Consider the following 25,589-nt stretch of genomic DNA (forward strand, 5'->3'; position numbering starts at 1 on the left):
GTCGGATCGTCCGATATCGGACGAGGACTGAGAAATGGGAATCCGCAAGTACAAGCCGACTACGCCGGGCCGTCGCGGCTCCAGCGTCGCCGACTTCGTCGAGGTCACGCGGTCCACGCCGGAGAAGTCGCTGGTCCGCCCGCTGCACAGCAAGGGCGGCCGTAACAACGCCGGTCGTGTGACCGTTCGCCACCAGGGTGGCGGACACAAGCGCGCCTACCGAGTCATCGACTTCCGTCGCCATGACAAGGACGGCGTGCCGGCGAAGGTCGCGCACATCGAGTACGACCCCAACCGCACCGCGCGCATCGCGCTGCTGCACTACGCCGACGGCGAGAAGCGCTACATCCTCGCCCCGCGCAACCTGCAGCAGGGTGACCGCGTCGAGAACGGTCCCGGGGCCGACATCAAGCCGGGCAACAACCTGGCGCTCCGCAACATCCCGGTCGGTACCACGATCCACGCGATCGAGCTCCGTCCGGGTGGCGGCGCCAAGTTCGCCCGTTCCGCCGGTGCCTCCGTGCAGCTGCTCGCGAAGGAGGGCCAGATGGCCCACCTCCGTATGCCGTCCGGTGAGATCCGCCTGGTCGACGTGCGCTGCCGCGCCACCGTCGGCGAGGTCGGCAACGCCGAGCAGTCCAACATCAACTGGGGCAAGGCCGGCCGCAAGCGCTGGCTGGGCGTCCGCCCGACCGTTCGCGGTGTGGCGATGAACCCGGTTGACCACCCGCACGGTGGTGGTGAGGGCAAGACCTCCGGTGGTCGCCACCCGGTCAGCCCCTGGGGTCAGAAGGAAGGACGTACTCGTTCGCCCAAGAAGGCGTCGAACAAGTACATCGTCCGCCGCCGCAAGACGAACAAGAAGCGCTAGGAGCGGGTTTAGATGCCGCGCAGTCTCAAGAAGGGGCCCTTCGTCGACGACCACCTGATCAAGAAGGTGGACGCCCAGAACGAAGCCGGTTCCAAGAACGTCATCAAGACCTGGTCCCGTCGCTCGATGATCGTCCCGGCCATGCTCGGCCACACGATCGCGGTGCACAACGGCAAGACCCACATCCCGGTGTTCGTCACCGAGTCGATGGTCGGCCACAAGCTCGGCGAGTTCTCGCCGACGCGCACCTTCCGGGGCCACGTCAAGGACGACCGGAAGTCGAAGCGCCGCTAGTAGCGGATCGCATTCAGACAAAGAAACCTGAAAGGGACAACCATGGAAGCCAGGGCCCAGGCGCGGTACATCCGCGTCACGCCCATGAAGGCCCGCCGCGTGGTGGACCTCATCCGTGGCATGGATGCCACGGAGGCCCAGGCGGTCCTGCGATTCGCTCCGCAGGCCGCCTCCGAGCCGGTCGGCAAGGTGCTCGACAGCGCCATTGCCAACGCCGCGCACAACTACGACCACACCGACGCCGACAGCCTCTTCATCTCCGAGGCGTACGTCGACGAGGGCCCGACCCTGAAGCGGTTCCGTCCGCGTGCCCAGGGCCGCGCCTACCGGATCCGCAAGCGGACCAGCCACATCACCGTGGTCGTCAGCAGCAAGGAAGGAACCCGGTAATGGGCCAGAAGGTAAACCCGCATGGGTTCCGCCTCGGTGTCACGACCGACTTCAAGTCGCGTTGGTACGCCGACAAGCTGTACAAGGACTACGTCAAGGAAGACGTCGCCATCCGTCGGATGATGACGTCCGGCATGGAGCGCGCCGGTATCTCGAAGGTGGAGATCGAGCGCACCCGTGACCGTGTCCGCGTGGACATCCACACCGCGCGTCCGGGCATCGTCATCGGCCGCCGTGGCGCCGAGGCCGACCGTATCCGCGGTGACCTGGAGAAGCTGACCGGCAAGCAGGTCCAGCTGAACATCCTCGAGGTCAAGAACCCGGAGACGGACGCTCAGCTGGTGGCCCAGGCCGTCGCCGAGCAGCTGTCCTCCCGTGTCTCCTTCCGTCGGGCCATGCGTAAGAGCATGCAGTCCGCCATGAAGGCCGGCGCCAAGGGCATCAAGATCCAGTGCGGTGGCCGTCTCGGCGGCGCCGAGATGTCCCGCTCGGAGTTCTACCGCGAGGGCCGTGTGCCCCTGCACACGCTCCGCGCGAACGTGGACTACGGCTTCTTCGAGGCCAAGACGACCTTCGGCCGTATCGGTGTGAAGGTCTGGATCTACAAGGGCGACGTCAAGAACATCGCCGAGGTCCGCGCCGAGAACGCTGCCGCCCGTGCGGGTAACCGCCCGGCTCGCGGTGGCGGCGCCGACCGCCCGGCCCGTGGTGGCCGCGGTGGCGAGCGTGGCGGGCGCGGTCGTAAGCCGCAGCAGGCTGCCGGCGCCGAGGCCCCCAAGGCCGAGGCTCCCGCCGCCGCCGCTCCGGCTGAGAGCACCGGAACGGAGGCCTGACCGACATGCTGATCCCCCGTAGGGTCAAGCACCGCAAGCAGCACCACCCGAAGCGCTCCGGCATGTCCAAGGGTGGCACGCAGGTTGCCTTCGGCGAATACGGCATCCAGGCGATGACCCCGGCGTACGTCACGAACCGTCAGATCGAAGCGGCTCGTATCGCCATGACCCGTCACATCAAGCGTGGCGGCAAGGTCTGGATCAACATTTACCCGGACCGCCCCCTGACGAAGAAGCCCGCCGAGACCCGCATGGGTTCCGGTAAGGGTTCTCCCGAGTGGTGGGTGGCCAACGTCAAGCCCGGACGTGTGATGTTCGAGCTGTCGTACCCCAACGAGAAGATCGCGCGCGAGGCCCTGACCCGTGCGGCTCACAAGCTGCCGATGAAGTGCAAGATCGTCAAGCGCGAGGCAGGTGAATCGTGATGTCGGCCGGTACCAAGGCGTCCGAGCTGCGCGAGCTGGGCAACGAGGAGCTGCTCAACAAGCTCCGCGAGGCCAAGGAAGAGCTGTTCAACCTCCGCTTCCAGGCGGCGACCGGACAGCTCGAGAACCACGGTCGGCTGAAGGCCGTCCGTAAGGACATCGCGCGGATCTACACCCTGATGCGTGAGCGCGAGCTGGGCATCGAGACGGTGGAGAGCGCCTGATGAGTGAGAGCAACGTGACTGAGCAGACCGCAGAGGCGCGCGGCTTCCGCAAGACCCGTGAGGGTCTCGTCGTCAGCGACAAGATGGACAAGACCGTCGTCGTCGCCGTCGAGGACCGCGTCAAGCACGCGCTGTACGGCAAGGTCATCCGCCGTACGAACAAGCTCAAGGCGCACGACGAGCAGAACGCCGCGGGCGTCGGTGACCGGGTTCTCCTGATGGAGACCCGTCCGCTGTCCGCGACGAAGCGCTGGCGCGTCGTAGAGATCCTCGAGAAGGCGAAGTAATCAAGCGGGGGTTCCACCCTCGCTGACCCCCGCTGGGGGCTCCGCCCCCAGGCCCCCGGGCCTGGCCGCGGTGAAGCCCCCGGCGTGGGTTGTCGCCTGCAGAGGCACAAGTAATTCCTGCGGAGTAACCCGCAGGACGGTTCCGCCAGGCTCTCCGGGTCAACCCCCGGAGGGAACCGGCAGACAATCAGGAGATAGACGTGATCCAGCAGGAGTCGCGACTGCGTGTCGCCGACAACACTGGTGCGAAGGAGATCCTTTGCATCCGTGTGCTCGGTGGCTCCGGTCGCCGCTACGCGGGCATCGGTGACGTCATCGTCGCCACCGTCAAGGACGCGATCCCCGGTGGCAACGTGAAGAAGGGTGACGTCGTCAAGGCGGTCATCGTTCGCACCGTCAAGGAGCGCCGCCGTCCGGACGGCTCGTACATCCGCTTCGACGAGAACGCCGCCGTCATTCTGAAGAACGACGGCGACCCTCGCGGCACCCGTATCTTCGGCCCCGTCGGCCGTGAGCTGCGCGAGAAGAAGTTCATGAAGATCATCTCGCTCGCGCCGGAGGTGCTGTAAGCATGAAGATCAAGAAGGGCGACCTGGTCCAGGTCATCACCGGTAAGGACAAGGGCAAGCAGGGCAAGGTCATCGCGGCCTTCCCCCGTGAGGACCGTGTCCTGGTCGAGGGTGTCAACCGGGTCAAGAAGCACACCAAGGCAGGTCCGACGGCTCGCGGTTCGCAGGCCGGCGGCATCGTCACCACCGAGGCGCCGATCCACGTCTCCAACGTCCAGCTGGTCGTGGAGAAGGACGGCAACAAGGTCGTGACCCGCGTCGGTTACCGCTTCGACGACGAAGGCAACAAGATCCGCGTTGCCAAGCGGACGGGTGAGGACATCTGATGACTACCACCACCAGCCCGCGTCTGAAGCAGAAGTACCGCGAGGAGATCGCGGGCAAGCTGCGTGACGAGTTCAAGTACGAGAACGTCATGCAGATCCCCGGCCTCGTCAAGATCGTGGTCAACATGGGTGTGGGCGACGCCGCCCGCGACTCCAAGCTGATCGACGGCGCGATTCGCGACCTCACCACGATCACCGGTCAGAAGCCGGCCGTCACCAAGGCCCGCAAGTCCATCGCGCAGTTCAAGCTGCGTGAGGGTCAGCCGATCGGTGCCCACGTCACGCTCCGTGGCGACCGCATGTGGGAGTTCCTGGACCGCACCCTGTCGCTCGCGCTGCCGCGCATCCGCGACTTCCGTGGTCTGTCCCCCAAGCAGTTCGACGGCCGTGGCAACTACACCTTCGGTCTCACGGAGCAGGTCATGTTCCACGAGATCGACCAGGACAAGATCGACCGCGTCCGGGGTATGGACATCACCGTGGTCACCACGGCGACCAACGACGCCGAGGGCCGCGCGCTCCTCCGTCACCTCGGCTTCCCCTTCAAGGAGGCGTAAGCGAGATGGCGAAGAAGGCTCTGATTGCCAAGGCTGCTCGTAAGCCCAAGTTCGGTGTACGTGGCTACACGCGCTGCCAGCGCTGTGGTCGTCCGCACTCCGTGTACCGCAAGTTCGGCCTCTGCCGCGTGTGCCTTCGTGAGATGGCTCACCGTGGCGAGCTGCCGGGCGTGACCAAGAGCTCCTGGTAGTCCCGTACTTCGGGACGTCAGGAACTCTCGGTAAGTAAAGGGCAGTGTCAGGTGCCCACCTCTCCGTGGCTTAGGCTAGGAGGGTTGGGCGCCTGGACGCCCATACGACTTACTACGCCGTAGGTCCACCGCGCCGCACCCGCCCCGTCTCGGATCGGGGAGAGGGATGGCGCACCAGGAAACCCCGGCGAGAGAGGCCGAAGGCCAATTCATGACCATGACTGATCCGATCGCAGACATGCTTACGCGTCTGCGGAACGCGAACTCGGCGTACCACGACACCGTGGCGATGCCGCACTCGAAGATCAAGTCTCACATCGCGGAGATCCTCCAGCAGGAGGGCTTCATCACGGGCTGGAAGGTCGAGGACGCCGAGGTCGGCAAGAACCTCGTCCTGGAGCTGAAGTTCGGCCCCAACCGTGAGCGCTCCATCGCGGGCATCAAGCGGATCTCCAAGCCCGGTCTCCGGGTGTACGCGAAGTCCACCAACCTGCCGAAGGTGCTCGGCGGCCTCGGCGTGGCGATCATCTCCACGTCGCACGGGCTTCTCACCGACAAGCAGGCCGGCAAGAAGGGCGTAGGCGGAGAAGTTCTCGCCTACGTCTGGTAGCGGAAGGGAACGGAGGAAACAGCTATGTCGCGCATTGGCAAGCTCCCCATCACGGTTCCCGCCGGCGTGGACGTCACCATCGATGGCCGCACGGTCCAGGTGAAGGGCCCCAAGGGCACCCTCTCCCACACCATCGCGGCGCCGATCGAGATCGCTAAGGGCGAGGACGGCGTGCTGAACGTCGTGCGTCCGAACGACGAGCGTCAGAACAAGGCCCTGCACGGCCTGTCCCGCACGCTGGTGGCGAACATGATCACCGGCGTGACCCAGGGTTACGTGAAGAAGCTCGAGATCAGCGGTGTCGGTTACCGCGTGCAGGCCAAGGGTTCGAACCTGGAGTTCGCTCTCGGCTACAGCCACCCGATCACCGTCGAGGCCCCCGAAGGCATCACCTTCAAGGTCGAGAACCCGACGCGGTTCTCGGTCGAGGGCATCGACAAGCAGAAGGTCGGCGAGGTTGCGGCCAACATCCGCAAGCTGCGCAAGCCCGACCCGTACAAGGCCAAGGGCGTCAAGTACGAGGGCGAAGTCATCCGCCGCAAGGTCGGAAAGGCGGGTAAGTAAGCCATGGCATACGGACAGAAGATCCTTAAGGGCGACGCCTACAAGCGCGCCGCGATCAAGCGCCGTCACATCCGGATCCGCAAGAAGGTCGCGGGTACGGCGGAGCGTCCGCGTCTGGTCGTTACCCGCTCCAACCGCCACATCGTGGCCCAGGTGATCGACGACATCAAGGGTCACACCCTGGCGTCGGCGTCCACCCTGGACACCTCGGTGCGCGGTGGCGAGGGTGACAAGTCCGCACAGGCCAAGCAGGTCGGCGCCTTGGTCGCCGAGCGCGCCAAGGCCGCGGGCGTCGAGGCCGTCGTATTCGACCGTGGTGGTAACCAGTACGCCGGGCGCATTGCCGCTCTGGCGGACGCCGCCCGCGAAGCCGGACTGAAGTTCTAGTCGGTTCCGTAGCTAGCGGAGACAGAGAGAGGTAATTCCAATGGCTGGACCCCAGCGCCGCGGTGGCGGTGCCGGTGGCGGCGAGCGGCGGGACCGGAAGGGCCGTGACGGCGGCGCAGCTGCCGCCGAGAAGACCGCGTACGTTGAGCGCGTCGTCGCGATCAACCGCGTCGCCAAGGTTGTGAAGGGTGGTCGTCGCTTCAGCTTCACTGCGCTCGTCGTAGTGGGCGACGGTGACGGCACCGTGGGTGTCGGTTACGGCAAGGCCAAGGAGGTGCCGGCCGCCATCGCCAAGGGTGTTGAGGAGGCCAAGAAGCACTTCTTCAAGGTCCCCCGTATCCAGGGCACCATCCCGCACCCGATCACGGGTGAGAAGGCTGCCGGCGTCGTTCTCCTCAAGCCGGCTTCGCCGGGTACCGGTGTTATCGCCGGTGGCCCCGTGCGTGCCGTGCTCGAGTGCGCCGGTATCCACGACGTGCTGTCGAAGTCGCTCGGCTCGTCGAACGCGATCAACATCGTGCACGCGACCGTGGAGGCCCTGAAGGGTCTGCAGCGTCCCGAGGAGATCGCGGCCCGCCGTGGTCTGCCGCTCGAGGACGTCGCTCCCGCGGCTCTGCTGCGTGCGCGTGCCGGGGCTGGTGCTGCGTAATGGCTCAGCTCAAGATCACGCAGACGAAGTCGTACATCGGCAGCAAGCAGAACCACCGTGACACCCTGCGCTCCCTTGGTCTCAAGGGCATCAACACGCAGGTCGTCAAGGAGGATCGTCCCGAGTTCCGCGGCATGGTGCACACCGTCCGCCACCTCGTGACGGTCGAGGAGGTCGACTGATCATGGCGGAGCAGAACCCGCTCAAGATCCACAACCTCCGTCCCGCCCCGGGCGCCAAGACCGCCAAGACCCGTGTGGGTCGTGGTGAGGCGTCGAAGGGTAAGACGGCCGGTCGTGGTACCAAGGGCACCAAGGCCCGCTACCAGGTTCCGGAGCGCTTCGAGGGTGGCCAGATGCCCCTCCACATGCGTCTCCCGAAGCTGAAGGGCTTCAAGAACCCGTTCAAGACCGAGTACCAGGTCGTGAACCTCGACAAGCTGGCCGCGCTCTACCCCGAGGGTGGCGAGGTCACCGTCGAGGGTCTGGTGGCCAAGGGCGCTGTTCGCAAGAACAGCCTCGTCAAGGTGCTCGGCCAGGGCGAGATCTCCGTGGCGCTGCAGGTGACGGTCGACGCCGTCTCCGGCTCCGCCAAGGAGAAGATCACCGCCGCCGGCGGCACCGTCACCGAGCTCGTCTGAACACCTCAGGCGCCTCGATGACTTGAGCGATCCCGACCGGGGATACCCACAAATGGGGTATCCCCGGTTGGTCGTTCCAAGGGTGGCAGTCCCGCGGGTAAGGTGGCCTGCACTGCCAACTTTTACTGAGTGCTTCACGTGGGGCACTCAGAGCGGCAGTTGACCGTTACGTAAGTCGTTATCCATCGGAATCTCACAACCGTCACCCTTGACGCAGAAGCGCGGGGGTCGCAGGAGGCACCGTGCTCACCGCGTTCGCCCGGGCGTTCAAGACGCCCGACCTGCGCAAGAAGCTGCTCTTCACGCTCGGCATCATCGTGATCTACCGGATCGGTACGCATATCCCGATCCCCGGTGTCGACTATCAGAACGTCCAGACCTGTATCGACGTGGCCAAGGGCAACCAGGGCCTGTTCGGTCTGGTCAACATGTTCAGCGGCGGCGCGTTGCTGCAGATCACGATCTTCGCGCTCGGCATCATGCCGTACATCACGGCGAGCATCATCCTGCAGCTGCTGACGGTGGTGATCCCACGGCTCGAGGCCCTGAAGAAGGAGGGCTCGGCCGGTACAGCGAAGATCACGCAGTACACCCGGTATCTGACGGTCGCGCTCGCCGTCCTCCAGGGCACCGGTCTGGTCGCCACCGCCCGCAGCGGCGCGCTCTTCCAGGGCTGCCCCGTGGCCTCTGAGATCGTCCCGGACCAGTCGATCTTCGTGACCATCACCATGGTCATCACCATGACCGCCGGTACGGCCGTCGTGATGTGGCTCGGTGAGCTCGTCACCGACCGCGGCATCGGCAACGGCATGTCGATCCTGATGTTCATCTCGATCGCCGCGACCTTCCCGTCCGCGCTGTGGGCCATCAAGACGCAGGGCTCCCTGGCCGGCGGCTGGATCGAGTTCGGCACCGTCGTCCTCGTCGGCCTGTTCATGGTCGGCCTGGTGGTCTTCGTCGAGCAGGCGCAGCGCCGCATCCCCGTGCAGTACGCGAAGCGGATGATCGGCCGCCGGTCCTACGGCGGTACATCCACGTACATCCCGCTGAAGGTGAACCAGGCGGGTGTGATTCCCGTCATCTTCGCCTCGTCGCTGCTCTACATCCCGGCATTGATCGCGCAGTTCTCGAGCGGGAACTCCAGCTGGAAAACGTGGATCGAGTCACACCTGGTGAAGGGTGACCATCCGATTTACATCACTCTGTACTTCTTGCTCATCGTGTTCTTCGCGTTCTTCTACGTGGCTATCTCCTTCAACCCCGAAGAAGTAGCCGACAACATGAAGAAGTATGGTGGCTTCATCCCGGGCATCCGGGCTGGCCGGCCGACCGCTGAGTACCTGTCGTACGTGCTCAACCGGATCACCTGGCCGGGTTCGCTGTACCTGGGTCTGATCGCTCTCGTCCCGACAATGGCGTTGGCTGGTTTCGGGGCAAACCAGAACTTCCCGTTCGGCGGCACCAGCATCCTGATCATCGTGGGTGTCGGTCTCGAGACGGTGAAGCAGATCGAGAGCCAGCTCCAGCAGCGCAATTACGAAGGGTTCCTCCGCTGATGCGAATCGTCCTCGTCGGGCCGCCGGGCGCCGGTAAGGGTACGCAGGCCACGCGCCTTGCCGAGAAGCTGCGCATCCCGCACATCTCCACGGGCGATCTGTTCCGCGCGAACATCAGCCAGCAGACGGAACTCGGCAAACTCGCGAAGTCCTACATGGACGCCGGCAACCTGGTCCCCGACGAGGTCACCATCGCGATGGCCAAGGACCGCATGGAGCAGCCCGACGCGGAGAACGGCTTTCTGCTCGACGGCTTCCCGCGCAATGTCTCGCAGGCCGAGGCGCTGGACGAGGTGCTGGAGACCGAGGACGTCACGCTGGACGCGGTGCTGGATCTCGAGGCACCCGAGGAAGAGGTCGTCAAGCGGATCGCCGGCCGGCGGATCTGCCGCAGGGACTCCGCGCACGTCTTCCATGTGACGTACAGCGCGCCGAAGAAAGAGGGCGTCTGCGACGTCTGCGGCGGTGAGCTGTACCAGCGGGACGACGACTCCGAGGAGACCGTCCGCAAGCGGCTCGAGGTCTACCACACGCAGACCGAACCGATCATCGACTACTACAAGACGCAGGGCCTGGTCGTCACGATCAACGCGATGGGTCCCGTGGACGAGGTCACCGGTCGTGCGCTGGAGGCGCTGAAGCGCGAGGGCGACGAGAAGTAGTCGTTCGTACGTTGTCGTAGCCGCGGTTCCCCGTCGGGGGACCGCGGCTACTGCGTGAGAGCGGACGCATGCCGCGCACGTATGGTTGTGGAAGCAGCCCCATTCCTCCCCGTTGCAGAAAGGCCACCGCCGCCATGGTGCAGATCAAGTCCCCTGAGCAGATCGCCAAGATGCGTGAGGCAGGGCTGGTCGTTGCCGCCATTCACGCGGCGACGCGGGAGGCGGCCGTGCCGGGTGCCTCCACCAAGGACCTGGACGAGGTCGCGCGGAAGGTGCTCGCGGAGCACGGGGCGAAGTCGAACTTCCTCGGGTACGGCGGCTTCCCGGCCACCATCTGCACCTCCGTGAACGAGGTCGTGGTCCATGGCATCCCGTCCGACGAGGTCGTCCTCAAGGACGGCGACATCATCTCCGTCGACGCCGGCGCGATCATCGACGGCTGGCACGGCGACGCGGCCTACACCGCCTTCGTGGGCTCCGGTCACGCGCCGGAGCTGATCGAGCTCTCCCGGGTGACGGAGGAGTCGATGTGGGCGGGCATCGCGGCGATGAAGCAGGGGCATCGCCTCGTCGACGTCTCCCGTGCCATCGAGACGTACATCCGCCGCCAGCCGAAGCCGGGGGGCGGGCGCTACGGGATCATCGAGGACTACGGCGGCCATGGCATCGGCACGGAGATGCACATGGATCCGCATCTGCTGAACTATGTCGAGAAGCGGCGCGGCAAGGGGCCGAAGCTGGTGCCCGGGTTCTGCCTGGCGATCGAGCCGATGGTGTCGCTGGGGACGCCGAAGACCGAGGTCCTCGCGGATGACTGGACGGTCGTCACGACGGACGGTACGTGGTCGTCGCACTGGGAGCATTCGGTTGCGTTGACCGAGCAGGGGCCGCTGGTGCTTACGTCTCCCGACGGGGGTAGGGCGAAGTTGGCGGAGTACGGGGTCGTTGCGGCTCCGGATCCGTTGGCTTGAGTGCCCTACGGGTGGGGTGGTTCTGGTCTCGTCGGCGGCTGCGGGCTTGTGGGGGCTTGTCGCGCAGTTCCCCGCGCCCCTCCGGGGCGCTTAATGATCTGCCGGTTGGGGCAGGCTCCCTGGATTCGTCTTTCCGGGTGCGCTGACGTAGACTGACTCGTCGGCTCTTGTGTACCCGCATGTCTGCATGCGCTCGCACAGGGTCGATCAAGGTAGTCGATTCGAAGGGCGAAGCGTGGCCAAGAAGCAAGGTGCCATCGAGATCGAGGGCACTGTCGTCGAGTCTCTTCCGAACGCCATGTTCAAGGTCGAGCTCCAGAACGGCCACCAGGTCCTGGCACATATCAGCGGCAAGATGCGAATGCACTACATCCGTATCCTCCCTGACGACCGGGTCGTGGTGGAGTTGTCTCCGTACGACCTGACGCGTGGCCGGATCGTCTACCGGTACAAGTAGATCTTGCCTGTGCCCCGGCTCGCCGGGGTGGTGGCACTGACCCGGAGAACCTCACCTAATGAAGGTCAAGCCGAGCGTCAAGAAGATCTGCGACAAGTGCAGGGTGATCCGCCGTCACGGTCGGGTCATGGTCATCTGCGAGAACCCGCGCCACAAGCAGCGCCAGGGCTGACGCACGACCGACTCTCTGCATCCGCAGAACTTCGCGCGACGCAAGCAGTACATGTTCATACGCGGAATCCAGGGCTGAGACTCATCAGACCTGACACCCCCGGTCGGAGGCTGGGGACCCAGTTCGTACCTCGTACGGCGGCTGGGAGGCGGTTCCGTGTCAGACCTCCGAACGACAACTGGAGCCATTGAATGGCACGCGTTTCCGGTGTCGACATCCCGCGCGAAAAGCGTGTGGAAGTCGCCCTGACCTACGTGTTCGGCATCGGCCGGACCCTTTCGCAGCTGACGCTGGCGGAGACGGGCATCGACCCGAACACCCGTGTTCGCGACCTCTCCGAGGAGCAGCTCGTCGCGATCCGCGAGTACGTGGACAACAACATCAAGACCGAGGGTGACCTCCGTCGTGAGATCCAGGCCGACATTCGCCGCAAGGTGGAGATCGGCTGCTACCAGGGTCTCCGTCACCGTCGTGGCCTGCCCGTCCGCGGTCAGCGCACCAGCACGAACGCTCGTACCCGCAAGGGCCCGCGTCGCGCCATCGCCGGTAAGAAGAAGCCGGGCAAGAAGTAGTCCGCAGCGGACAACGCTTCATCAGCGGTCTTCGCTGTAGGACCGACCACCTCCCCGTAGGAGTTATAGATGCCCCCCAAGGGTCGTCAGGGCGCTGCCAAGAAGGTGCGCCGCAAGGAAAAGAAGAACGTCGCTCACGGTCACGCGCACATCAAGAGCACGTTCAACAACACGATCGTCTCCATCACGGACCCGTCCGGCAACGTGATCTCCTGGGCCTCCGCCGGCCACGTCGGCTTCAAGGGCTCCCGGAAGTCCACGCCGTTCGCCGCGCAGATGGCCGCCGAGTCGGCTGCCCGCCGCGCCCAGGAGCACGGCATGCGCAAGGTCGACGTGTTCGTCAAGGGCCCGGGTTCCGGTCGTGAGACCGCCATCCGTTCGCTTCAGGCGACCGGTCTCGAGGTCGGCTCCATCCAGGACGTCACCCCGACCCCGCACAACGGCTGCCGTCCGCCGAAGCGCCGTCGCGTCTGACGCACCGGCTCACGGTGGCTCGGCTTCCGGCTGGGGGTGTGGGGGTTATCCCCCACATGTCGCAGTACGGCTGCCGTCCGCCGAAGCGCCGTCGCGTCTGACCTGACGTACGGCTGCTTGGTTTGAGGTTTGCGGGCGGTATGGCTCTTCGGAGTCGTATCGCCCGTACCCTTGTAACAAATCAGGGCGTCAAATAGCGGGCGCCCCTGACAGAAGGAACGCAACATGCTGATCGCTCAGCGTCCCTCGTTGACCGAAGAGGTCGTCGACGAATTCCGCTCCCGGTTCGTGATCGAGCCGCTGGAGCCGGGCTTCGGCTACACCCTCGGCAACTCCCTGCGTCGGACTCTCCTGTCGTCGATCCCCGGAGCCGCTGTCACCAGCATCCGTATCGACGGTGTCCTGCACGAGTTCACCACCGTGCCGGGCGTCAAGGAGGACGTCACCGACCTGATCCTCAACATCAAGCAGCTGGTCGTGAGCAGTGAGCACGACGAGCCGGTCGTGATGTACCTGCGCAAGCAGGGTCCGGGTCTGGTCACCGCCGCCGACATCGCGCCGCCGGCCGGTGTCGAGGTGCACAACCCCGATCTCGTCCTCGCCACGCTCAACGGCAAGGGCAAGCTGGAGATGGAGCTCACGGTCGAGCGTGGCCGTGGTTATGTCTCCGCCGTGCAGAACAAGCAGGTCGGTCAGGAGATCGGGCGTATTCCGGTCGACTCGATCTACTCGCCGGTGCTGAAGGTCACGTACAAGGTCGAGGCCACGCGTGTCGAGCAGCGCACCGACTTCGACAAGCTGATCGTCGACGTCGAGACCAAGCAGGCCATGCGTCCGCGTGACGCCATGGCTTCCGCCGGTAAGACGCTGGTCGAGCTGTTCGGGCTTGCCCGTGAGCTCAACATCGACGCCGAGGGCATCGACATGGGTCCGTCGCCGACGGATGCTGCGCTCGCGGCTGACCTGGCGCTGCCGATCGAGGAGCTTGAGCTCACCGTTCGGTCGTACAACTGCCTCAAGCGTGAGGGCATCCACTCCGTGGGTGAGCTGGTCGCGCGCTCCGAGGCCGACCTCCTCGACATTCGTAACTTCGGTGCGAAGTCCATCGACGAGGTCAAGGCGAAGCTGCACGGCATGGGTCTGGCCCTCAAGGACAGCCCGCCCGGATTCGACCCCACTGCTGCGGCGGACGCGTTCGGCGCGGACGACGACGCGGATGCGGGCTTTGTGGAGACCGAGCAGTACTGATCGGTTCCACTTCCGGGGTTCGCGTCAGCGGACCCCGGATCTCCGACAGACGACCGTCTGCTCGGATACTGACCCCGGTACCTGATACGGCCGGGGCAGACACCTAGGAGAAACATCATGCCGAAGCCCGCCAAGGGTGCCCGTCTGGGCGGCAGTGCCGCGCACGAGAAGCTGCTCCTCGCGAACCTCGCGAAGGCGCTTTTCGAGCACGGCCGTATCACCACCACCGAGGCGAAGGCCCGTCGGCTGCGGCCGTACGCCGAGCGTCTGGTCACCAAGGCGAAGAAGGGCGACCTTCACAACCGCCGTCAGGTGCTCCAGGTCATCACGGACAAGAGCATCGTGCACACGCTCTTCACCGAGATCGGTCCGCGGTACGAGAACCGTCCGGGTGGTTACACCCGTATCACCAAGATCGGTAACCGTCGGGGCGACAACGCGCCGATGGCTGTCATCGAGCTGGTCGAAGCGCTCACTGTTGCACAGGCTGCGACGGGTGAGGCCGAGGCGGCGACGAAGCGTGCTGCTAAGGACGCCGAGGGTGCTGAGGTTGCTGAGGCCAAGGTCGATGTGACCAAGGCCGATGAGGCTCCTGCCGAGGAGTCGAAGGACGCGTAAGCGTTCTGCCGGGGGCTGTTCGGTTTGCGGCTGCGGGTTCGTCGTGGCTTGTCGCGCAGTTCCCCGCGCCCCTTCAGGGCGTTGGCGGGTCCGTTCCTTTCCAGGAGCGGGCCCGCTTTTGTGTTTCTGAGAGGATCTGTGGGTGAGCGATGAAGCAGCGGCGGGTTACGTCCGTGTCCGCCTCGATCTGTCCTACGACGGGAGCGAGTTCTCCGGCTGGGCCAAGCAGGCCGGTGGGCGTAGGACTGTGCAGGGGGAGATCGAGGATGCTCTGCGGACTGTTACGCGGTCCCGGGAGACGTATGAGCTGACCGTGGCCGGGCGGACCGATGCCGGGGTGCATGCGCGGGGGCAGGTCGCGCATGTCGATCTGCCTCGGGAGGTGTGGGGGGAGCATCACGAGAAGTTGCTGAAGCGGCTTGCCGGGCGGTTGCCGAAGGATGTGCGGGTGTGGGCGCTGAGGGAGGCGCCGGAGGGGTTCAACGCGCGGTTCTCGGCTGTCTGGCGGCGGTATGCGTATCGCGTCACCGACAATCCGGGGGGCGTTGATCCGTTGCTGCGGAGTCATGTGCTGTGGCACGACTGGCCGCTCGACGTCGATGCCATGAACGAGGCGGCTCAAGGGCTGCTGGGGGAGCATGACTTCGCCGCCTACTGCAAGAAGCGGGAGGGGGCGACCACCATTCGTACGCTGCAGGAGCTGCGCCTGGTGCGGGGGGCGGACGGGATCGTCACGGCGACCGTGCGGGCCGATGCGTTCTGCCACAACATGGTGCGGTCGTTGATCGGGGCGTTGTTGTTCGTGGGGGACGGGCATCGAGGGCCGGACTGGCCGGGGAAGGTGCTTGCCGCCGGTGTGCGTGACTCGGCCGTGCATGTCGTACGGCCGCATGGGCTGACGTTGGAGGAAGTCGGTTACCCCGCCGACGAGTTGCTGGCCGCGCGGAACAAGGAGGCGCGGAACAGGCGGACGTTGCCGTCGGCGGGGTGTTGCGGGTAGCGGGGGCGGCCGGCCGGGCCTCCTCCGGTATCAGGACTTCAGGGCCGCGGCCACTTCCTTCTCCAGCCACGGTGCAACGAAGTCGAGGCCCGCTTTGGAGAGATGGACGTCGTCGCCCTGCGGATAGAGGCGGGCGCCCCCGTCCGTGGTCTGGCGGCAGTCCGTGCTGTCGCACAGCAACCCGTCGAGGTCGACCAGGTGGACCTGGGAGTCGGAGGACTCCGTGAACTCGGCGACGACCTCGTTGAAGCAGGTTCCCCAGTCCGAGGTGATCGCGCCGTTGTAGTTCCGCTCGTTCATGAGCATGATCCGGGTGTCGGGGGACTCCGTACGGATCAGCTCCATGGCCTTGCCGAGCTGCTTGACGTAGCGGGACTTGTAGGCGGGACTGCACGCGGTCAGCCACTTGCCGTCGATCTTCTGTTCCGCCGCGTCCCAGCCCAGATGGATGAGGGCCGCGTCCGGCTGGGAGCCCTGGAGCTGGTCCGCCCAGAACTTCTCCCACTTCAGGCAGGAGTCCCAGTTGTCGAAGACCGTGTCCGTACGGTCGCGAACGGCGGCCGGGGACATCACCCCGCAGCCTCGCTGGCCGCCGTCGACCACCGCGTAGTCGTCCCCGTGCTGTGCCAGCGCCGTCGCGAAGTCCTCAGCCATGGAGTCGCCCAGGGTGAGCACCAGCGGCTTGCCGTCGGGGCGCATGGAGTCGGCGATGTACGTGGGCAGGTACCAGGAGCCGAAGCCGATGGCCAGGGAGGCCGCGGTGAACAGGGGGACCACCTTGACGGGGCGCCAGTCGCGGACCCGGTACTGCTCGATGGTGTAGTGCATGACCATCGACAGCAGCCAGGTGAGCCCGGCGCCGAGCAGGAACAGGGCGTACGGCTTCATGTCCGGGTAGACCATCAGCAGCAGCCAGTACACCGGCAGGTGCAGCAGATACAGGCTGTACGAGATCTGGCCGATCTCCATGAGCGGCTTCAGGCGCAGCACCCGCGCCAGCGGGCCGCGGTCGGTGCTGAGGCAGGCCGCGGTGAGCGCGATCAGGAAGGCGACGACTGCCAGTCCGCCCTGGTAGAGGCGGGGCTCATGGTAAGTGCTGACCTTGATGCTGAGGTAGATCACGGCGGCCAGGGACAGGATTCCGGTCACCGTGGCCAGGTGGTACCCGCCGCTGCTCTCGGTGTCGCGTCGCGCCGCCCTGCGCTGCACCAGGTAGACGAGGAACGCGGCGGCCGCGCCCGCCATGAAGGCCACGGCGCGGGTCTGCGTCGCCAGGTACAGGAAGTCGGTGTCGTGGTTGCCGCCCCGCCACAGCACCGGAGCGACGAGCGCCGAGGCACCGAACAGCACCATGGTGACCACGGCGACCGGGAGCACACGCTTGCGGAAGACGGCGAAGGACACCACGAGGACCAGCGGCCACACGACGTAGAACTGCTCGGTGATGCTCAGTGACCACATCGCCGACAGGGGCTGGATGGCGCCGAAGTGGTCCCAGTACGCGTCGCCGCGGGCGATCTGGGCCCAGTTGCCGATCTGGAGGAGCGCGCCGAGCGCCTGCTCGGAGACGGTCTGGGCCTCCTTGAGCGGGCTGGTGAGATAGGAGATCCCCACGACCAGGGTGAGGGTCACCATCAGTCCCGGCAGCAGCCGCTTGAAGCGGCGGCGGTAGAAACGGCCGATGCGGATACGGCCGGTGCGCTCGACCTCGCGGATCAGCAGGAGCGTGGTGAGGAAGCCCGACAGCACGAAGAAGGCGTCCACGCCGAACAGTCCGTTGCTGAACCAGTTGGTGTGGTACAGCAACACAGACAGGATGGCGATGCCGCGCAGGCCGTCGACGGCCTGGAAGCGGGAGCGCAGAGGAGCCGGTTCCGGTTTGGCTTCCGGCTTGGGCTTCGGCGCCGCCCGCCGCGGCGCGGGTTCCGGCTCGGGCGCGGCGACCGCGGTGTCGTACGCGTCGAATCCATCGTGCTGCGGGACGTACGGCTGCTGCGGGACGTAGCTCTGCGGCTGTTGTCCGTACGCCGGTTGTCCGTAGCTCGGCCGGCCGTACCCCTGCTGACCGTGGCCGTCCTGGCCGGGATGGTCAGTGGGCGGCTGACGATGCATGGGGTACTCCAGAGTGGGCGACGCCCTGCGAGGTGCAGGGAGCGGGGGATGCGGAGGTGCGGACGGCGTGGGCGGCCAGCCGGGCGCCGCAGGCGATACGGAGGCCGGGTGGGAGTTCGTTGCCCTCGGCCACGTGGGCCCCGTCGCCGACCACGGCGGCTTGCAGCACGCTGCCCTCGCCGATCCAGGCGTGGCGGCCCACGACGGAGCGGTGCAGGCTGGTCCGGGCGTCGATCCGGGCGCCGGCCAGCAGCACACTGCCCTCGACCACGGCTCCCTCGCCGACCACGGCACCGGCGGCCACGACCGTGCCGCCGCTGAGCACCGCGCTGGGGTGCACCTCGGCGCCGGGCAGCACGAGGGCGTCACCGACCGGCCCGGGCAGCGCGGGGGAGGTGACCAGGCCGCGCACCAGGTCGGCGGAGCCCTGCACGAAGGCGGCCGGGGTACCCAGGTCCAGCCAGTAGCTGTCTTCTACGACTCCGCACAGATGCGCGCCCGTGGCGAGCAACTTGGGGAAGGTCTCGCGCTCCACGGAGACGACCCGGCCGGCGGGGATGCGGTCGATCACGGAACGGGTGAAGACGTAGCAACCCGCGTTGATCTGGTCGGTGGTGATCTCTTCCGGGGTCTGCGGCTTCTCCAGGAACGCCTGGACGCGGCCCTCCGCGTCGGTGGGGACGAGACCGAAGGCACGCGGATCGGCCACCCGCTTCAGATGCAGCGTGACATCGGCTCCCGAGGCACGGTGGCTCTCCCGCAGGGCGGCGAGGTCCACGCCGGAGAGGATGTCGCCGTTGAAGATCAGCACCGGCTCGTCGGGGGCGCTGCGCAGCCGCTCGGCAGCGTTGCGTATGGCGCCGCCGGTGCCGAGCGCGGTCTTCTCGGTGACGTACTCCAGCTCCAGGCCGAGGCGGCTGCCGTCACCGAACTCCTCCTCGAAGAGCTCGGCGAGGTAGGAGGTCGCGAAAACGATCCGGGTGATCCCGGCCGCGGCTGCTCGCGCCAGTTGGTGCGTGAGGAACGGCACCCCGGCCACGGGGAGCAGCGGCTTGGGGGTGTGGCTGGTCAGGGGCCGGAGTCTGGTGCCCTGACCGCCCACGAGAAGGATCGCTTCAGTCATGTGGTGTCCGCCTTGGGTCGCGGGGACGGGTGATGGAGGCGTGGGGGGATCTCCTGTGCTGCGGGATTACTGGGCTGTGGCGCCAGGACCTGCGTAGTCGGAGGTGAAACAGGCTTTGACGGCCTTCTCGGTCTGGGGACGGCCGGCGAAGTCGAGCCGGGACGCGACCTTGTCGTCCGGCGGGGTGTTGGGGTCGTCGTCGAACCAGATGGACCACCAGTACAGGCCCTGCATCCGCCGTTCCTGGACGATCTGGCAGACGGCCTTGTACCAGTTGGCCTGCACCTCGGGATTGACGTCGCGCTTGGTGTAGAAGTCGCCGGGCGCCTTGTAGGCGCCCTTCATCGCGCCGATGCCGGCCTCGGCGATGGTGATGTTGGGCAGCGGGCCGGTGGCCTTCTTGTCCAGCCAGTCGTTCCAGCCCTCGACCAGCGTCTCGACGGGTGCGGTGTCCGCGACCTTCACGGGGAAGTAGGCGTCGACGCCGAGGTGGCTGACCGGCATGTTGATGCGGCCGGAGACGTAGTTGTCCCAGTTGGCGTCGTAGGCGACCTCGCCGGAGAAGGTCTTCTCGGCGGAGGCGACCAGGGCGTCCCAGCCCGCGTCGCCCTCCAGGGAGTTGAGCTCGGTGCCGATCACAAAGGTGTTCGCCTTCTCTTTCTCGGCGACCTCGAGATACGGGGTGAGGAACTCCTTGTAGGACGCGAACCAAGCGGAGCGTGAGGCCGGTTCGATGTTGCCGCGCCAGCCGGTCGGCGGGTCCAGCGACACCTCGTCCATGATCGGGCGGAGCGTGGTGCGGAAGCCGGCGTCCTCGAACACCTTCAGCACTCGCCGCAGGCGTTCAGGGGACGGCGTCTTGGATCCGGCGGAGAGTTCGTCGGACGTGATGCCCTCGGTGAAGAAGGGGAAGGACAGGGACACCGAATTCGCGCCCAGGCCGATGAGGTACTTGGCGTGCTTGCGGGCCTGGTCCTCGATGAACGTGTCGGAGCGCTTCTTCTCCTCCTCCTCCCAGTAGAGCTGTACGCCCCACTGCGCCATGCCGGCCTTCCAGGGCTTGGCGACCTTGAGGGCGTCGGCGGCGGACGACGCGGCGGACGACGAGGGTGTCGTACCGGAGGAGTCGTCGGCCGGGGCGGTGGAGTCCTTGGAGCCGTCCCGGACGATCTTGGGCAGGGTCGAGCCCGACTCCCAGCGCACCGGGTGGTCGCCGAGGACGAAGGGGGTGGCCAGCACGACGGTGAGGACGGTCACCGGGAAGATGGCGAGCAGAGGCAGTCGCGAGCGCATGTCAGGTGTCTTCCGGGGGCTCAGGCGGGCTTGGCGATCACGACGAACTTGTTCTCCTCGCGCCGGACGAACTTCAGGAAGCCCTTGAAGCCGCCGAGTCCTTCCAGCACGGAGAAGACGGGGATGAGCGCGACCACGACGATCGGCTCCCACCACTTGCGCCGCCCGCTGACCGACGCGAGCGCGTTCAGCCGCAGTCCCTCCCAGTAGGTCCAGATGACATAGGCGAAGTTGAGGGCCCACAGGATGACCACGGACTGGGTCACGGGCGAGGTGTTGAGATCGCCGACGAGGAGACCGATGCACAGCACGGCGACGATGTGCTGGAGCGGGCCGAGGATCCAGGTGGTGACGCAGATCGACAGGAACCAGCGGTAGCGCCAGGGCACGGCCTTGTTGAAGCAGAGTGCCACCAGGCCCCAGGCCCACCGGTCGCGCTGCTTGATGAAGTCGCGGGCGGTCGCGGGGGAGGCGCCGTAGCAGCGGCCGTTGAACCAGTCGCTGCGGCCGGGGTAGCGGCGGCAGAAGGTCAGGGCGAGGCGGGCATCCTCGACGATCTCCTTGGGACCGAAGTCCCAGCCGATCGTGGCCTCGATGGAGGCGCGCAGCACCAGCAGCTCGCCGTGCACACCGGCGGCCGGGGTGCCCATGCCGGTCAGAGCGCGGAAGCGGGCGATGTCGTCGGCGGGACGTACCGCGTCGGCGAGCCAGGTGAAGAGGCTGACCGCGTTCTCGCGGGGGTACGTGAGGATGCCCTGGGCCATGTGCTTGGCCTCGTCGGGGTGGGCGCGGCGCTGGCGGTTGATGAACTGGGCCAGCGAGGACGCGGTGTCGGGGCCGACGCCGGTGTCGTCGTCCATGTGCAGCACCCAGACGTGGTCGAGGGCCTCGCCTTCCTCGATGCGCAGCTCATGGGCGTAGTGGTTGGCTCGCGCTTTGAAGCGGGTGCCGTTGGCCGGGACGTACGCCTTGGGAACGGTGATCACTCGGATCAGGGGGTGGGAGGCGGCGAGCCGGTCGATGTCCTCCGCCGCCTCGCAGCCCTCTTCGGTGAGGATGTCGACGCGCAGGTACGGGAACCACTCGGGCAGATGCTCGACGTAGGAAAGGATCGAGCGTTCCAGGGCCGGGTAGGTGTCGTGCCGCCCGATGGTCGGGCAGAGGACGATCAGGAAGTCCTCCTGGGCCGGCGCCGGCGGGGTCATCCGGTCGTTCTTGCGGACCCGGCGGCGGATCAGCAGAGCGCCTTGGATGCCCACCATCACGCCGATCACGGGCAGCGACCATACGACGGTCAGCGCCCAGCTCAGCGGTGATGAACTGGGCCGGTAGGTCCAGAGCCCGAACGCGACCAGAAGGACGAAGGGCAGCAGGAACGGGAGGATGCCGGGCCTCCACGACGCGGTGCGCTTGGCCAGTTTCTGATTGTGCCGTGAGTGCGGCACACCCCCGTCGACCAGTGTCGATGCCATGACGACTGCGGAACTCCCCCGTGAGATCGGTGGTGCGTTGAGGCAGCGACAGATCTCGGCCGCGGCGCGACAGAGCGCACCACAGCACCTTCCCTACGGGATCCCCACCCCTCAACGCCCTCGTTGGCGTGAAAATCGGCCAATCGCCCCTCAGATGCCCCCCCAGGCGTCCAGAACCATTGGCCGAACAGGAGCACGATTCTGGCATACGTGTCCGGACCATGGAACCGTTGTGAGGAAGTTGTGTTTAAAAGTTAATCAGGCGAAGTCTTGTGCCGTGATCACACGGGAGGAGTGGTACGTCCGCTTCGCGTCGTCTGTGGTGTTCTTCTTCCGCGGCTCGGAGACGTTGTCGTACGACAGCGCCTGTCCCCACACCGTCCACAGCACCCACGGCGTCCTGACCAGGGTCTTGGGCTGCGCGGCGTTGAGCGGGACATGGAAGGACTCGGAGACGATCCGGGGTCTGCGGTACGTCTCCAGACCGCGGTACCACACCTCGGTCCAGGCTCCGCCGCCGAACGGCTCGGCCGGGGTGTCGCTGTAGTCGTCGACGCCGACGATGTCGACGTAGCGCCCGCCGGGGTAGTACGGCCCGGGCACGCGGCCGTAGGAGCTGTGCCAGGAGTTCGGGGCCCAGACGAAGATCAGGTTGTGCAGGCCGCGGTGGTGGACGAGGTAGTCGTACGTCACCTGCCACAGCTTGCGGAAGGCCGCCGGGTCCTGGCCGGCCCACCAGAAGCCACGACCCGGTGCGGTGTTCATCTCGTGGTACGGCCGCAGCAGCACGGGTACGCCCTGGTCGGCGAGGTAGCCCAGGTGGTCCGCGAGATAGGCGAGGTCCCGCAGCAGGTCCCGGTGCTCGGCGGTGCCCCGGCTCACCACCCGGGCGAACCACCCGGGATCCTGCGCGGCGGGCGAGTTGCGGTGCAGGGTCTGTGGGAAGCCCTTGACGGGGCTGCCCGGGTAGGGCTGGTGGAAGGAGAAACCGACCAGGCCCGCTGGGGCGCCGCCGTTGTGCGGCAGGGACACCTCGGCTCCGGTCGCGCACTCGCGGTGCGTGCCCGAGGGGCGGTACGAGCCGTCGGCCGCCCTGGGCAGGCCCGCCCACACGCCGACGGCGAGGTCCACGGCGTCCTCGACATACCCCCAGTGGCGGCGGCAGCCCGGCCAGTCGCCGGAGTAGGAGCGGGACCGGCCCACCGCCCAGCCGGGCCGGCCGTAGCCGGGGCCGAGGTCCAGCTCCACGAAGCCGGGCAGGCGGCCGGTGATGTCGCGGGCCTTGCGGTAGTAGTAGCCGGGCTGCTTGGTGCCCCGGTGGTCGCCGTACTGCGCGTTGTACCGCTCGTTGTGCAGCTCGACGTGCTGGCCGATCACCGTGCGGCTCGGGCGGCCGCGGCGGGCGGTGTTCTCCAGGTTCGCGAGCATCGCGTACACCCGGCGGGCCTCGGGGGTGGCCTTCGGGTCACGGTCCCGCAGATCGGTCGGCACGAGCCGGGGTCCGGCCTCGCCGTCGTCCTGGTCGGGCCAGGCCCACACGGCCAGCGGGGCCAGCACGGCGGCGCCGGCGGCTGCGCCGAGCAGCTTGATCCGGCCTCGCATCCGCACGGCCCCCGCCCCCTCCCCAACATGACGTGGGGTGATTGTCTCTCGGTATGGGGGCGGAGGCCGGCGGCCGACCGATCGTCGGCCGCCGTCATGCGCCGGTTGCCGCTGCTCGCTACTCGTTCGCCGCCGCCGACGCCTGGGCCTCGCCGCGCCGGCGGATCTGGCGGAACGTGAACTCCTGGAGGTCGTCGCCCGAGCTGAAGACCTCCGTGCTCTTGTCCGTGACGTCGTTGCCGTTGATGAAGCCGGCGACGGTGAAGTAGGCGTAACGGCCGTAGGAGTTGGTGGTCGTGCGGCAGGTGGGGCCATTGCAGAAGGGCTTGACGCCACCGCCGGACAGGGACGCGACGACGCTCTTGCCGTCGGCCTGTCCCTTGGTCTTCGTCGCCTGTGCCTCGGTGTTGAAGACGGCCACGCCGACCGTCACCGCGATGCCGCTCCTGGTGTAGGTGACGCGCAGGAAGCGGGTGCAGTCGTTGGCCTTGAGGACCCTGCCGAGGGTGCCCTGCGGGTTGGCGGCCGAGGCGCAGTTCTTCGTGTCGGCCGTCGGACCCTTCTTGTACAAGGTCTCGCCCATGGTCAGCTGCGTGCCCGGGAAGAGGATCTCCGGGCTGAGCGCGGCCTTGTCCTTCTTCACGCTGGCCACGAAGTCCTTGGGGTCCAGCGGCGGCGGCGCGGTGGTCGGCGCGAAGGACGGGTCCGCGGCGCCGGACGCGCTCGGGATGTCCGCGGTCGACGGCAGCTGGGAGGAGCCGTTGCCGGACGCCTCGCTGTCACCGTTCGCCGACACCACGGCCACGGCGACGGCGGCGCCTATCGCCACGGTGGCCAGCGCGCCGCCGCCGACGAGCAGCAGTCGGCGGCGTTTGTTGCGGGTCTCCGACGCTTCGGCGAGAGCGGCCCAGTCCGGAGTCTCGCCGTCGCCGCTGCTGCTCCACGGCTGCTGCTGCGAATTCGGTTTCCAGGGGTCCCACTGGGACTGAGGACCCCCCTGCCCAAAGCTCATGGGCCGCATCTTAGACGGGGCGGCGACCCGTGTGTCGCCCAGTCTCACGGGTCACGGCGGCATCGCGGGCCCGATGCCGCTTTGACCCATCAGGGGCGCCGAAGGTAGCCTTGCAGTTCGTTATGCGTATTGGCTTGGTCGTTCTCAGACGAGAGGCCCTTACGTAGGTTCCCTGGAGCAGTTACCAGTGGGCGGCATACGGGCAGTGATCCCGGCCATTGTCGTCCCCAGCTGCACGATCGCTTCAGTGATGCCATGTGTCAGCACCCATCCACTGAAGAAGAAGGCTGCGAAGTGCGTACGTACAGCCCCAAGCCCGGCGATGTGACTCGCCAGTGGCACGTCATCGACGCCCAGGACGTCGTCCTGGGTCGTCTGGCCTCCACTGCGGCGTCCATCCTGCGCGGCAAGCACAAGCCGATCTACGCGCCCCACGTCGACACCGGTGACTTTGTCATCATCATCAACGCCGACAAGGTGCACCTGTCCGGCAACAAGCGGACCCAGAAGATGGCGTACCGCCACTCCGGTTACCCGGGTGGTCTGCGCTCCGTCCGTTACGACGAGCTGCTCGCCAAGAACCCCGAGAAGGCCATCGAGAAGGCCGTCAAGGGCATGCTCCCCAAGAACACCCTGGGCCGTCAGATGCTCACGAAGCTGAAGGTCTACTCGGGCGAGAACCACCCGCACGCTGCCCAGCAGCCGGTTCCGTTCGAGATCACCCAGGTCGCGCAGTAAGTCCGGCCACCCCCTAAGACTGAAGAGAATCTGAGGAGAATCGTGGCCGAGACCACCGTCGAGACGCCCGTCGAGGGCGAAGAGATCGTCGACATCGAGAGCTACACCACCGAGTCCGAGGTGCCCGTCGAGGGCGAGTACACCTCGGAGTCGCTGGCGTCCCGCTTCGGCGACCCCCAGCCGGCCGCCGGCCTGGGCCGCCGCAAGAACGCCATCGCCCGCGTCCGGATCGTCCCGGGCACCGGCAAGTGGAAGATCAACGGTCGCACCCTCGAGGACTACTTCCCGAACAAGGTGCACCAGCAGGAAGTCAACGAGCCCTTCAAGGTGCTCGAGCTCGAAGGCCGTTACGACGTCGTCGCCCGCATCGCGGGTGGCGGTGTCTCCGGCCAGGCCGGCGCCCTGCGCCTCGGTGTGGCCCGCGCGCTGAACGAGGCCGACGTGGACAACAACCGCGGCGCCCTCAAGAAGGCCGGCTTCCTCCGTCGCGACGACCGTGCGGTCGAGCGCAAGAAGGCCGGTCTGAAGAAGGCCCGTAAGGCTCCGCAGTACAGCAAGCGCTAGGCTTCGCTGCCTGCTCGTACTCGCGGTACTACCAGCAGTACGCAGTACGTCCGAACGCCCCGGCGGCACGCCACAGTGCCGTCGGGGCGTTCGTTTATCACAGCCATGGGCGTATAACGGCACAAG

Annotated in this window: 34 protein-coding genes and 1 pseudogene; 29 read left to right on the forward strand and 6 right to left on the reverse strand. The window is 66.8% G+C overall.

Going from position 1 to position 25,589, the window contains the following annotated elements:
• The first annotated feature begins 34 nt into the window (after positions 1-34).
• From rplB to truA, 27 genes are all read left to right on the forward strand, one after another.
• Entirely contained in the window at positions 35-871 is an 837-nt protein-coding gene (gene rplB / locus KCH48_RS11445; protein WP_059192905.1) for a 50S ribosomal protein L2, read from the forward strand.
• 12 nt (positions 872-883) lie between these two features.
• A complete protein-coding gene (gene rpsS / locus KCH48_RS11450) occupies positions 884-1,165 on the forward strand; it encodes a 30S ribosomal protein S19 (RefSeq protein WP_007384069.1) in 282 nt (93 codons plus the stop codon).
• A 42-nt stretch (positions 1,166-1,207) separates the two neighbouring features.
• The gene (gene rplV, locus KCH48_RS11455; RefSeq protein ID WP_155058649.1) at positions 1,208-1,555 is read left to right on the forward strand and encodes a 50S ribosomal protein L22; all 348 of its coding nucleotides are present in this window, start codon (positions 1,208-1,210) and stop codon (positions 1,553-1,555) included.
• Complete coding sequence (rpsC, locus tag KCH48_RS11460) at positions 1,555-2,388, forward strand: 30S ribosomal protein S3 (RefSeq protein WP_210572717.1); 834 nt, start codon at positions 1,555-1,557, stop codon at positions 2,386-2,388. The genes rplV and rpsC overlap by 1 nt, the downstream gene beginning before the upstream one ends.
• 5 nt (positions 2,389-2,393) lie before the next feature.
• Positions 2,394-2,813 (forward strand): 50S ribosomal protein L16, encoded by a 420-nt coding sequence (gene rplP, locus KCH48_RS11465; protein ID WP_210572729.1) that lies wholly within the window; start codon positions 2,394-2,396, stop codon positions 2,811-2,813.
• Positions 2,813-3,037, forward strand: a complete 225-nt coding sequence (gene rpmC / locus KCH48_RS11470) for a 50S ribosomal protein L29 (protein ID WP_010036720.1) — start codon at positions 2,813-2,815, stop codon at positions 3,035-3,037. The genes rplP and rpmC overlap by 1 nt, the downstream gene beginning before the upstream one ends.
• Complete coding sequence (gene rpsQ, locus KCH48_RS11475; RefSeq protein WP_003992363.1) at positions 3,037-3,324, forward strand: 30S ribosomal protein S17; 288 nt, start codon at positions 3,037-3,039, stop codon at positions 3,322-3,324. Before rpmC ends, rpsQ begins: the two co-directional genes overlap by 1 nt.
• Before the next feature lie 200 nt (positions 3,325-3,524).
• Entirely contained in the window at positions 3,525-3,893 is a 369-nt protein-coding gene (gene rplN, locus KCH48_RS11480) for a 50S ribosomal protein L14 (RefSeq protein WP_003998823.1), read from the forward strand.
• Positions 3,894-3,895: 2 nt separating this feature from the next.
• Positions 3,896-4,219: a 50S ribosomal protein L24 gene (gene rplX, locus KCH48_RS11485; protein ID WP_003992365.1), complete on the forward strand. Its 324-nt coding sequence runs from the start codon at positions 3,896-3,898 to the stop codon at positions 4,217-4,219.
• Positions 4,219-4,776 carry a 50S ribosomal protein L5 gene (gene rplE / locus KCH48_RS11490; protein WP_210572734.1) on the forward strand — a complete coding sequence of 186 codons (558 nt, stop codon included), beginning with the start codon at positions 4,219-4,221 and terminating at the stop codon, positions 4,774-4,776. The genes rplX and rplE overlap by 1 nt, the downstream gene beginning before the upstream one ends.
• A gap of 5 nt (positions 4,777-4,781) precedes the next feature.
• Positions 4,782-4,967 (forward strand): type Z 30S ribosomal protein S14, encoded by a 186-nt coding sequence (locus KCH48_RS11495; protein WP_003948630.1) that lies wholly within the window; start codon positions 4,782-4,784, stop codon positions 4,965-4,967.
• 211 nt (positions 4,968-5,178) lie between these two features.
• Complete coding sequence (gene rpsH / locus KCH48_RS11500) at positions 5,179-5,577, forward strand: 30S ribosomal protein S8 (RefSeq protein ID WP_015658459.1); 399 nt, start codon at positions 5,179-5,181, stop codon at positions 5,575-5,577.
• Positions 5,578-5,601: 24 nt separating this feature from the next.
• Positions 5,602-6,141, forward strand: a complete 540-nt coding sequence (rplF, locus tag KCH48_RS11505) for a 50S ribosomal protein L6 (RefSeq protein WP_210572735.1) — start codon at positions 5,602-5,604, stop codon at positions 6,139-6,141.
• 3 nt (positions 6,142-6,144) lie between these two features.
• On the forward strand, positions 6,145-6,528 hold the full coding sequence (gene rplR / locus KCH48_RS11510; RefSeq protein WP_210572736.1) for a 50S ribosomal protein L18: 384 nt from the start codon (positions 6,145-6,147) through the stop codon (positions 6,526-6,528).
• Between the two features lie 40 nt (positions 6,529-6,568).
• Positions 6,569-7,177: a 30S ribosomal protein S5 gene (gene rpsE / locus KCH48_RS11515; RefSeq protein WP_030671799.1), complete on the forward strand. Its 609-nt coding sequence runs from the start codon at positions 6,569-6,571 to the stop codon at positions 7,175-7,177.
• On the forward strand, positions 7,177-7,359 hold the full coding sequence (gene rpmD / locus KCH48_RS11520; protein ID WP_005481207.1) for a 50S ribosomal protein L30: 183 nt from the start codon (positions 7,177-7,179) through the stop codon (positions 7,357-7,359). The genes rpsE and rpmD overlap by 1 nt, the downstream gene beginning before the upstream one ends.
• A gap of 2 nt (positions 7,360-7,361) precedes the next feature.
• Entirely contained in the window at positions 7,362-7,817 is a 456-nt protein-coding gene (gene rplO / locus KCH48_RS11525) for a 50S ribosomal protein L15 (protein WP_014674382.1), read from the forward strand.
• A gap of 242 nt (positions 7,818-8,059) precedes the next feature.
• Positions 8,060-9,373, forward strand: a complete 1,314-nt coding sequence (gene secY / locus KCH48_RS11530; protein WP_210572737.1) for a preprotein translocase subunit SecY — start codon at positions 8,060-8,062, stop codon at positions 9,371-9,373.
• Positions 9,373-10,035 (forward strand): adenylate kinase, encoded by a 663-nt coding sequence (locus KCH48_RS11535; RefSeq protein WP_210572738.1) that lies wholly within the window; start codon positions 9,373-9,375, stop codon positions 10,033-10,035. The genes secY and KCH48_RS11535 overlap by 1 nt, the downstream gene beginning before the upstream one ends.
• Positions 10,036-10,169: 134 nt before the next feature.
• Positions 10,170-11,006: a type I methionyl aminopeptidase gene (gene map, locus KCH48_RS11540; RefSeq protein WP_210572740.1), complete on the forward strand. Its 837-nt coding sequence runs from the start codon at positions 10,170-10,172 to the stop codon at positions 11,004-11,006.
• A gap of 235 nt (positions 11,007-11,241) precedes the next feature.
• On the forward strand, positions 11,242-11,463 hold the full coding sequence (infA, locus tag KCH48_RS11545; RefSeq protein ID WP_003948620.1) for a translation initiation factor IF-1: 222 nt from the start codon (positions 11,242-11,244) through the stop codon (positions 11,461-11,463).
• Positions 11,464-11,521: 58 nt separating this feature from the next.
• A complete protein-coding gene (gene rpmJ, locus KCH48_RS11550) occupies positions 11,522-11,635 on the forward strand; it encodes a 50S ribosomal protein L36 (RefSeq protein WP_003998809.1) in 114 nt (37 codons plus the stop codon).
• 191 nt (positions 11,636-11,826) lie between these two features.
• The gene (gene rpsM / locus KCH48_RS11555) at positions 11,827-12,207 is read left to right on the forward strand and encodes a 30S ribosomal protein S13 (RefSeq protein ID WP_037680379.1); all 381 of its coding nucleotides are present in this window, start codon (positions 11,827-11,829) and stop codon (positions 12,205-12,207) included.
• Between the two features lie 69 nt (positions 12,208-12,276).
• Positions 12,277-12,681 carry a 30S ribosomal protein S11 gene (rpsK, locus tag KCH48_RS11560; RefSeq protein ID WP_003956432.1) on the forward strand — a complete coding sequence of 135 codons (405 nt, stop codon included), beginning with the start codon at positions 12,277-12,279 and terminating at the stop codon, positions 12,679-12,681.
• Between the two features lie 225 nt (positions 12,682-12,906).
• Entirely contained in the window at positions 12,907-13,929 is a 1,023-nt protein-coding gene (locus KCH48_RS11565; protein ID WP_210572742.1) for a DNA-directed RNA polymerase subunit alpha, read from the forward strand.
• A 117-nt stretch (positions 13,930-14,046) separates the two neighbouring features.
• Positions 14,047-14,547: a 50S ribosomal protein L17 gene (gene rplQ, locus KCH48_RS11570; RefSeq protein WP_210572744.1), complete on the forward strand. Its 501-nt coding sequence runs from the start codon at positions 14,047-14,049 to the stop codon at positions 14,545-14,547.
• Between the two features lie 142 nt (positions 14,548-14,689).
• Complete coding sequence (gene truA / locus KCH48_RS11575; protein ID WP_210572752.1) at positions 14,690-15,547, forward strand: tRNA pseudouridine(38-40) synthase TruA; 858 nt, start codon at positions 14,690-14,692, stop codon at positions 15,545-15,547.
• Positions 15,548-15,577: 30 nt separating this feature from the next.
• On the opposite strand, the gene KCH48_RS11580 is transcribed toward truA, so the two are convergent.
• The 6 genes and pseudogenes from KCH48_RS11580 to KCH48_RS11605 form a co-directional block, all read right to left on the reverse strand.
• Positions 15,578-17,659: an acyltransferase family protein gene (locus tag KCH48_RS11580; protein ID WP_210572754.1), complete on the reverse strand. Its 2,082-nt coding sequence runs from the start codon at positions 17,657-17,659 to the stop codon at positions 15,578-15,580.
• A 49-nt stretch (positions 17,660-17,708) separates the two neighbouring features.
• Positions 17,709-18,782 (reverse strand): annotated as a pseudogene (locus KCH48_RS11585) (sugar phosphate nucleotidyltransferase); the annotation flags it as partial.
• Positions 18,783-18,848: 66 nt separating this feature from the next.
• Positions 18,849-20,075: a hypothetical protein gene (locus KCH48_RS11590; protein ID WP_246885124.1), complete on the reverse strand. Its 1,227-nt coding sequence runs from the start codon at positions 20,073-20,075 to the stop codon at positions 18,849-18,851.
• A 20-nt stretch (positions 20,076-20,095) separates the two neighbouring features.
• On the reverse strand, positions 20,096-21,547 hold the full coding sequence (locus KCH48_RS11595; RefSeq protein ID WP_246885125.1) for a glycosyltransferase family 2 protein: 1,452 nt from the start codon (positions 21,545-21,547) through the stop codon (positions 20,096-20,098).
• A gap of 258 nt (positions 21,548-21,805) precedes the next feature.
• The gene (locus KCH48_RS11600) at positions 21,806-23,149 is read right to left on the reverse strand and encodes a glycoside hydrolase family 26 protein (protein ID WP_246885180.1); all 1,344 of its coding nucleotides are present in this window, start codon (positions 23,147-23,149) and stop codon (positions 21,806-21,808) included.
• Between the two features lie 118 nt (positions 23,150-23,267).
• Positions 23,268-24,161, reverse strand: coding sequence for a hypothetical protein (locus KCH48_RS11605; RefSeq protein WP_210572760.1), 894 nt, complete (start codon positions 24,159-24,161; stop codon positions 23,268-23,270).
• A 294-nt stretch (positions 24,162-24,455) separates the two neighbouring features.
• Between KCH48_RS11605 and rplM the strand changes: the two genes are divergently transcribed.
• Both rplM and rpsI read left to right on the forward strand, forming a co-directional pair.
• Complete coding sequence (gene rplM / locus KCH48_RS11610) at positions 24,456-24,899, forward strand: 50S ribosomal protein L13 (protein WP_210572762.1); 444 nt, start codon at positions 24,456-24,458, stop codon at positions 24,897-24,899.
• Between the two features lie 42 nt (positions 24,900-24,941).
• Positions 24,942-25,463, forward strand: a complete 522-nt coding sequence (rpsI, locus tag KCH48_RS11615) for a 30S ribosomal protein S9 (RefSeq protein ID WP_210572764.1) — start codon at positions 24,942-24,944, stop codon at positions 25,461-25,463.
• The last annotated feature ends 126 nt before the right edge of the window (positions 25,464-25,589 follow it).

The organism is Streptomyces sp. GESEQ-4, assembly GCF_017948455.1.
Taxonomy (GTDB): domain Bacteria; phylum Actinomycetota; class Actinomycetes; order Streptomycetales; family Streptomycetaceae; genus Streptomyces.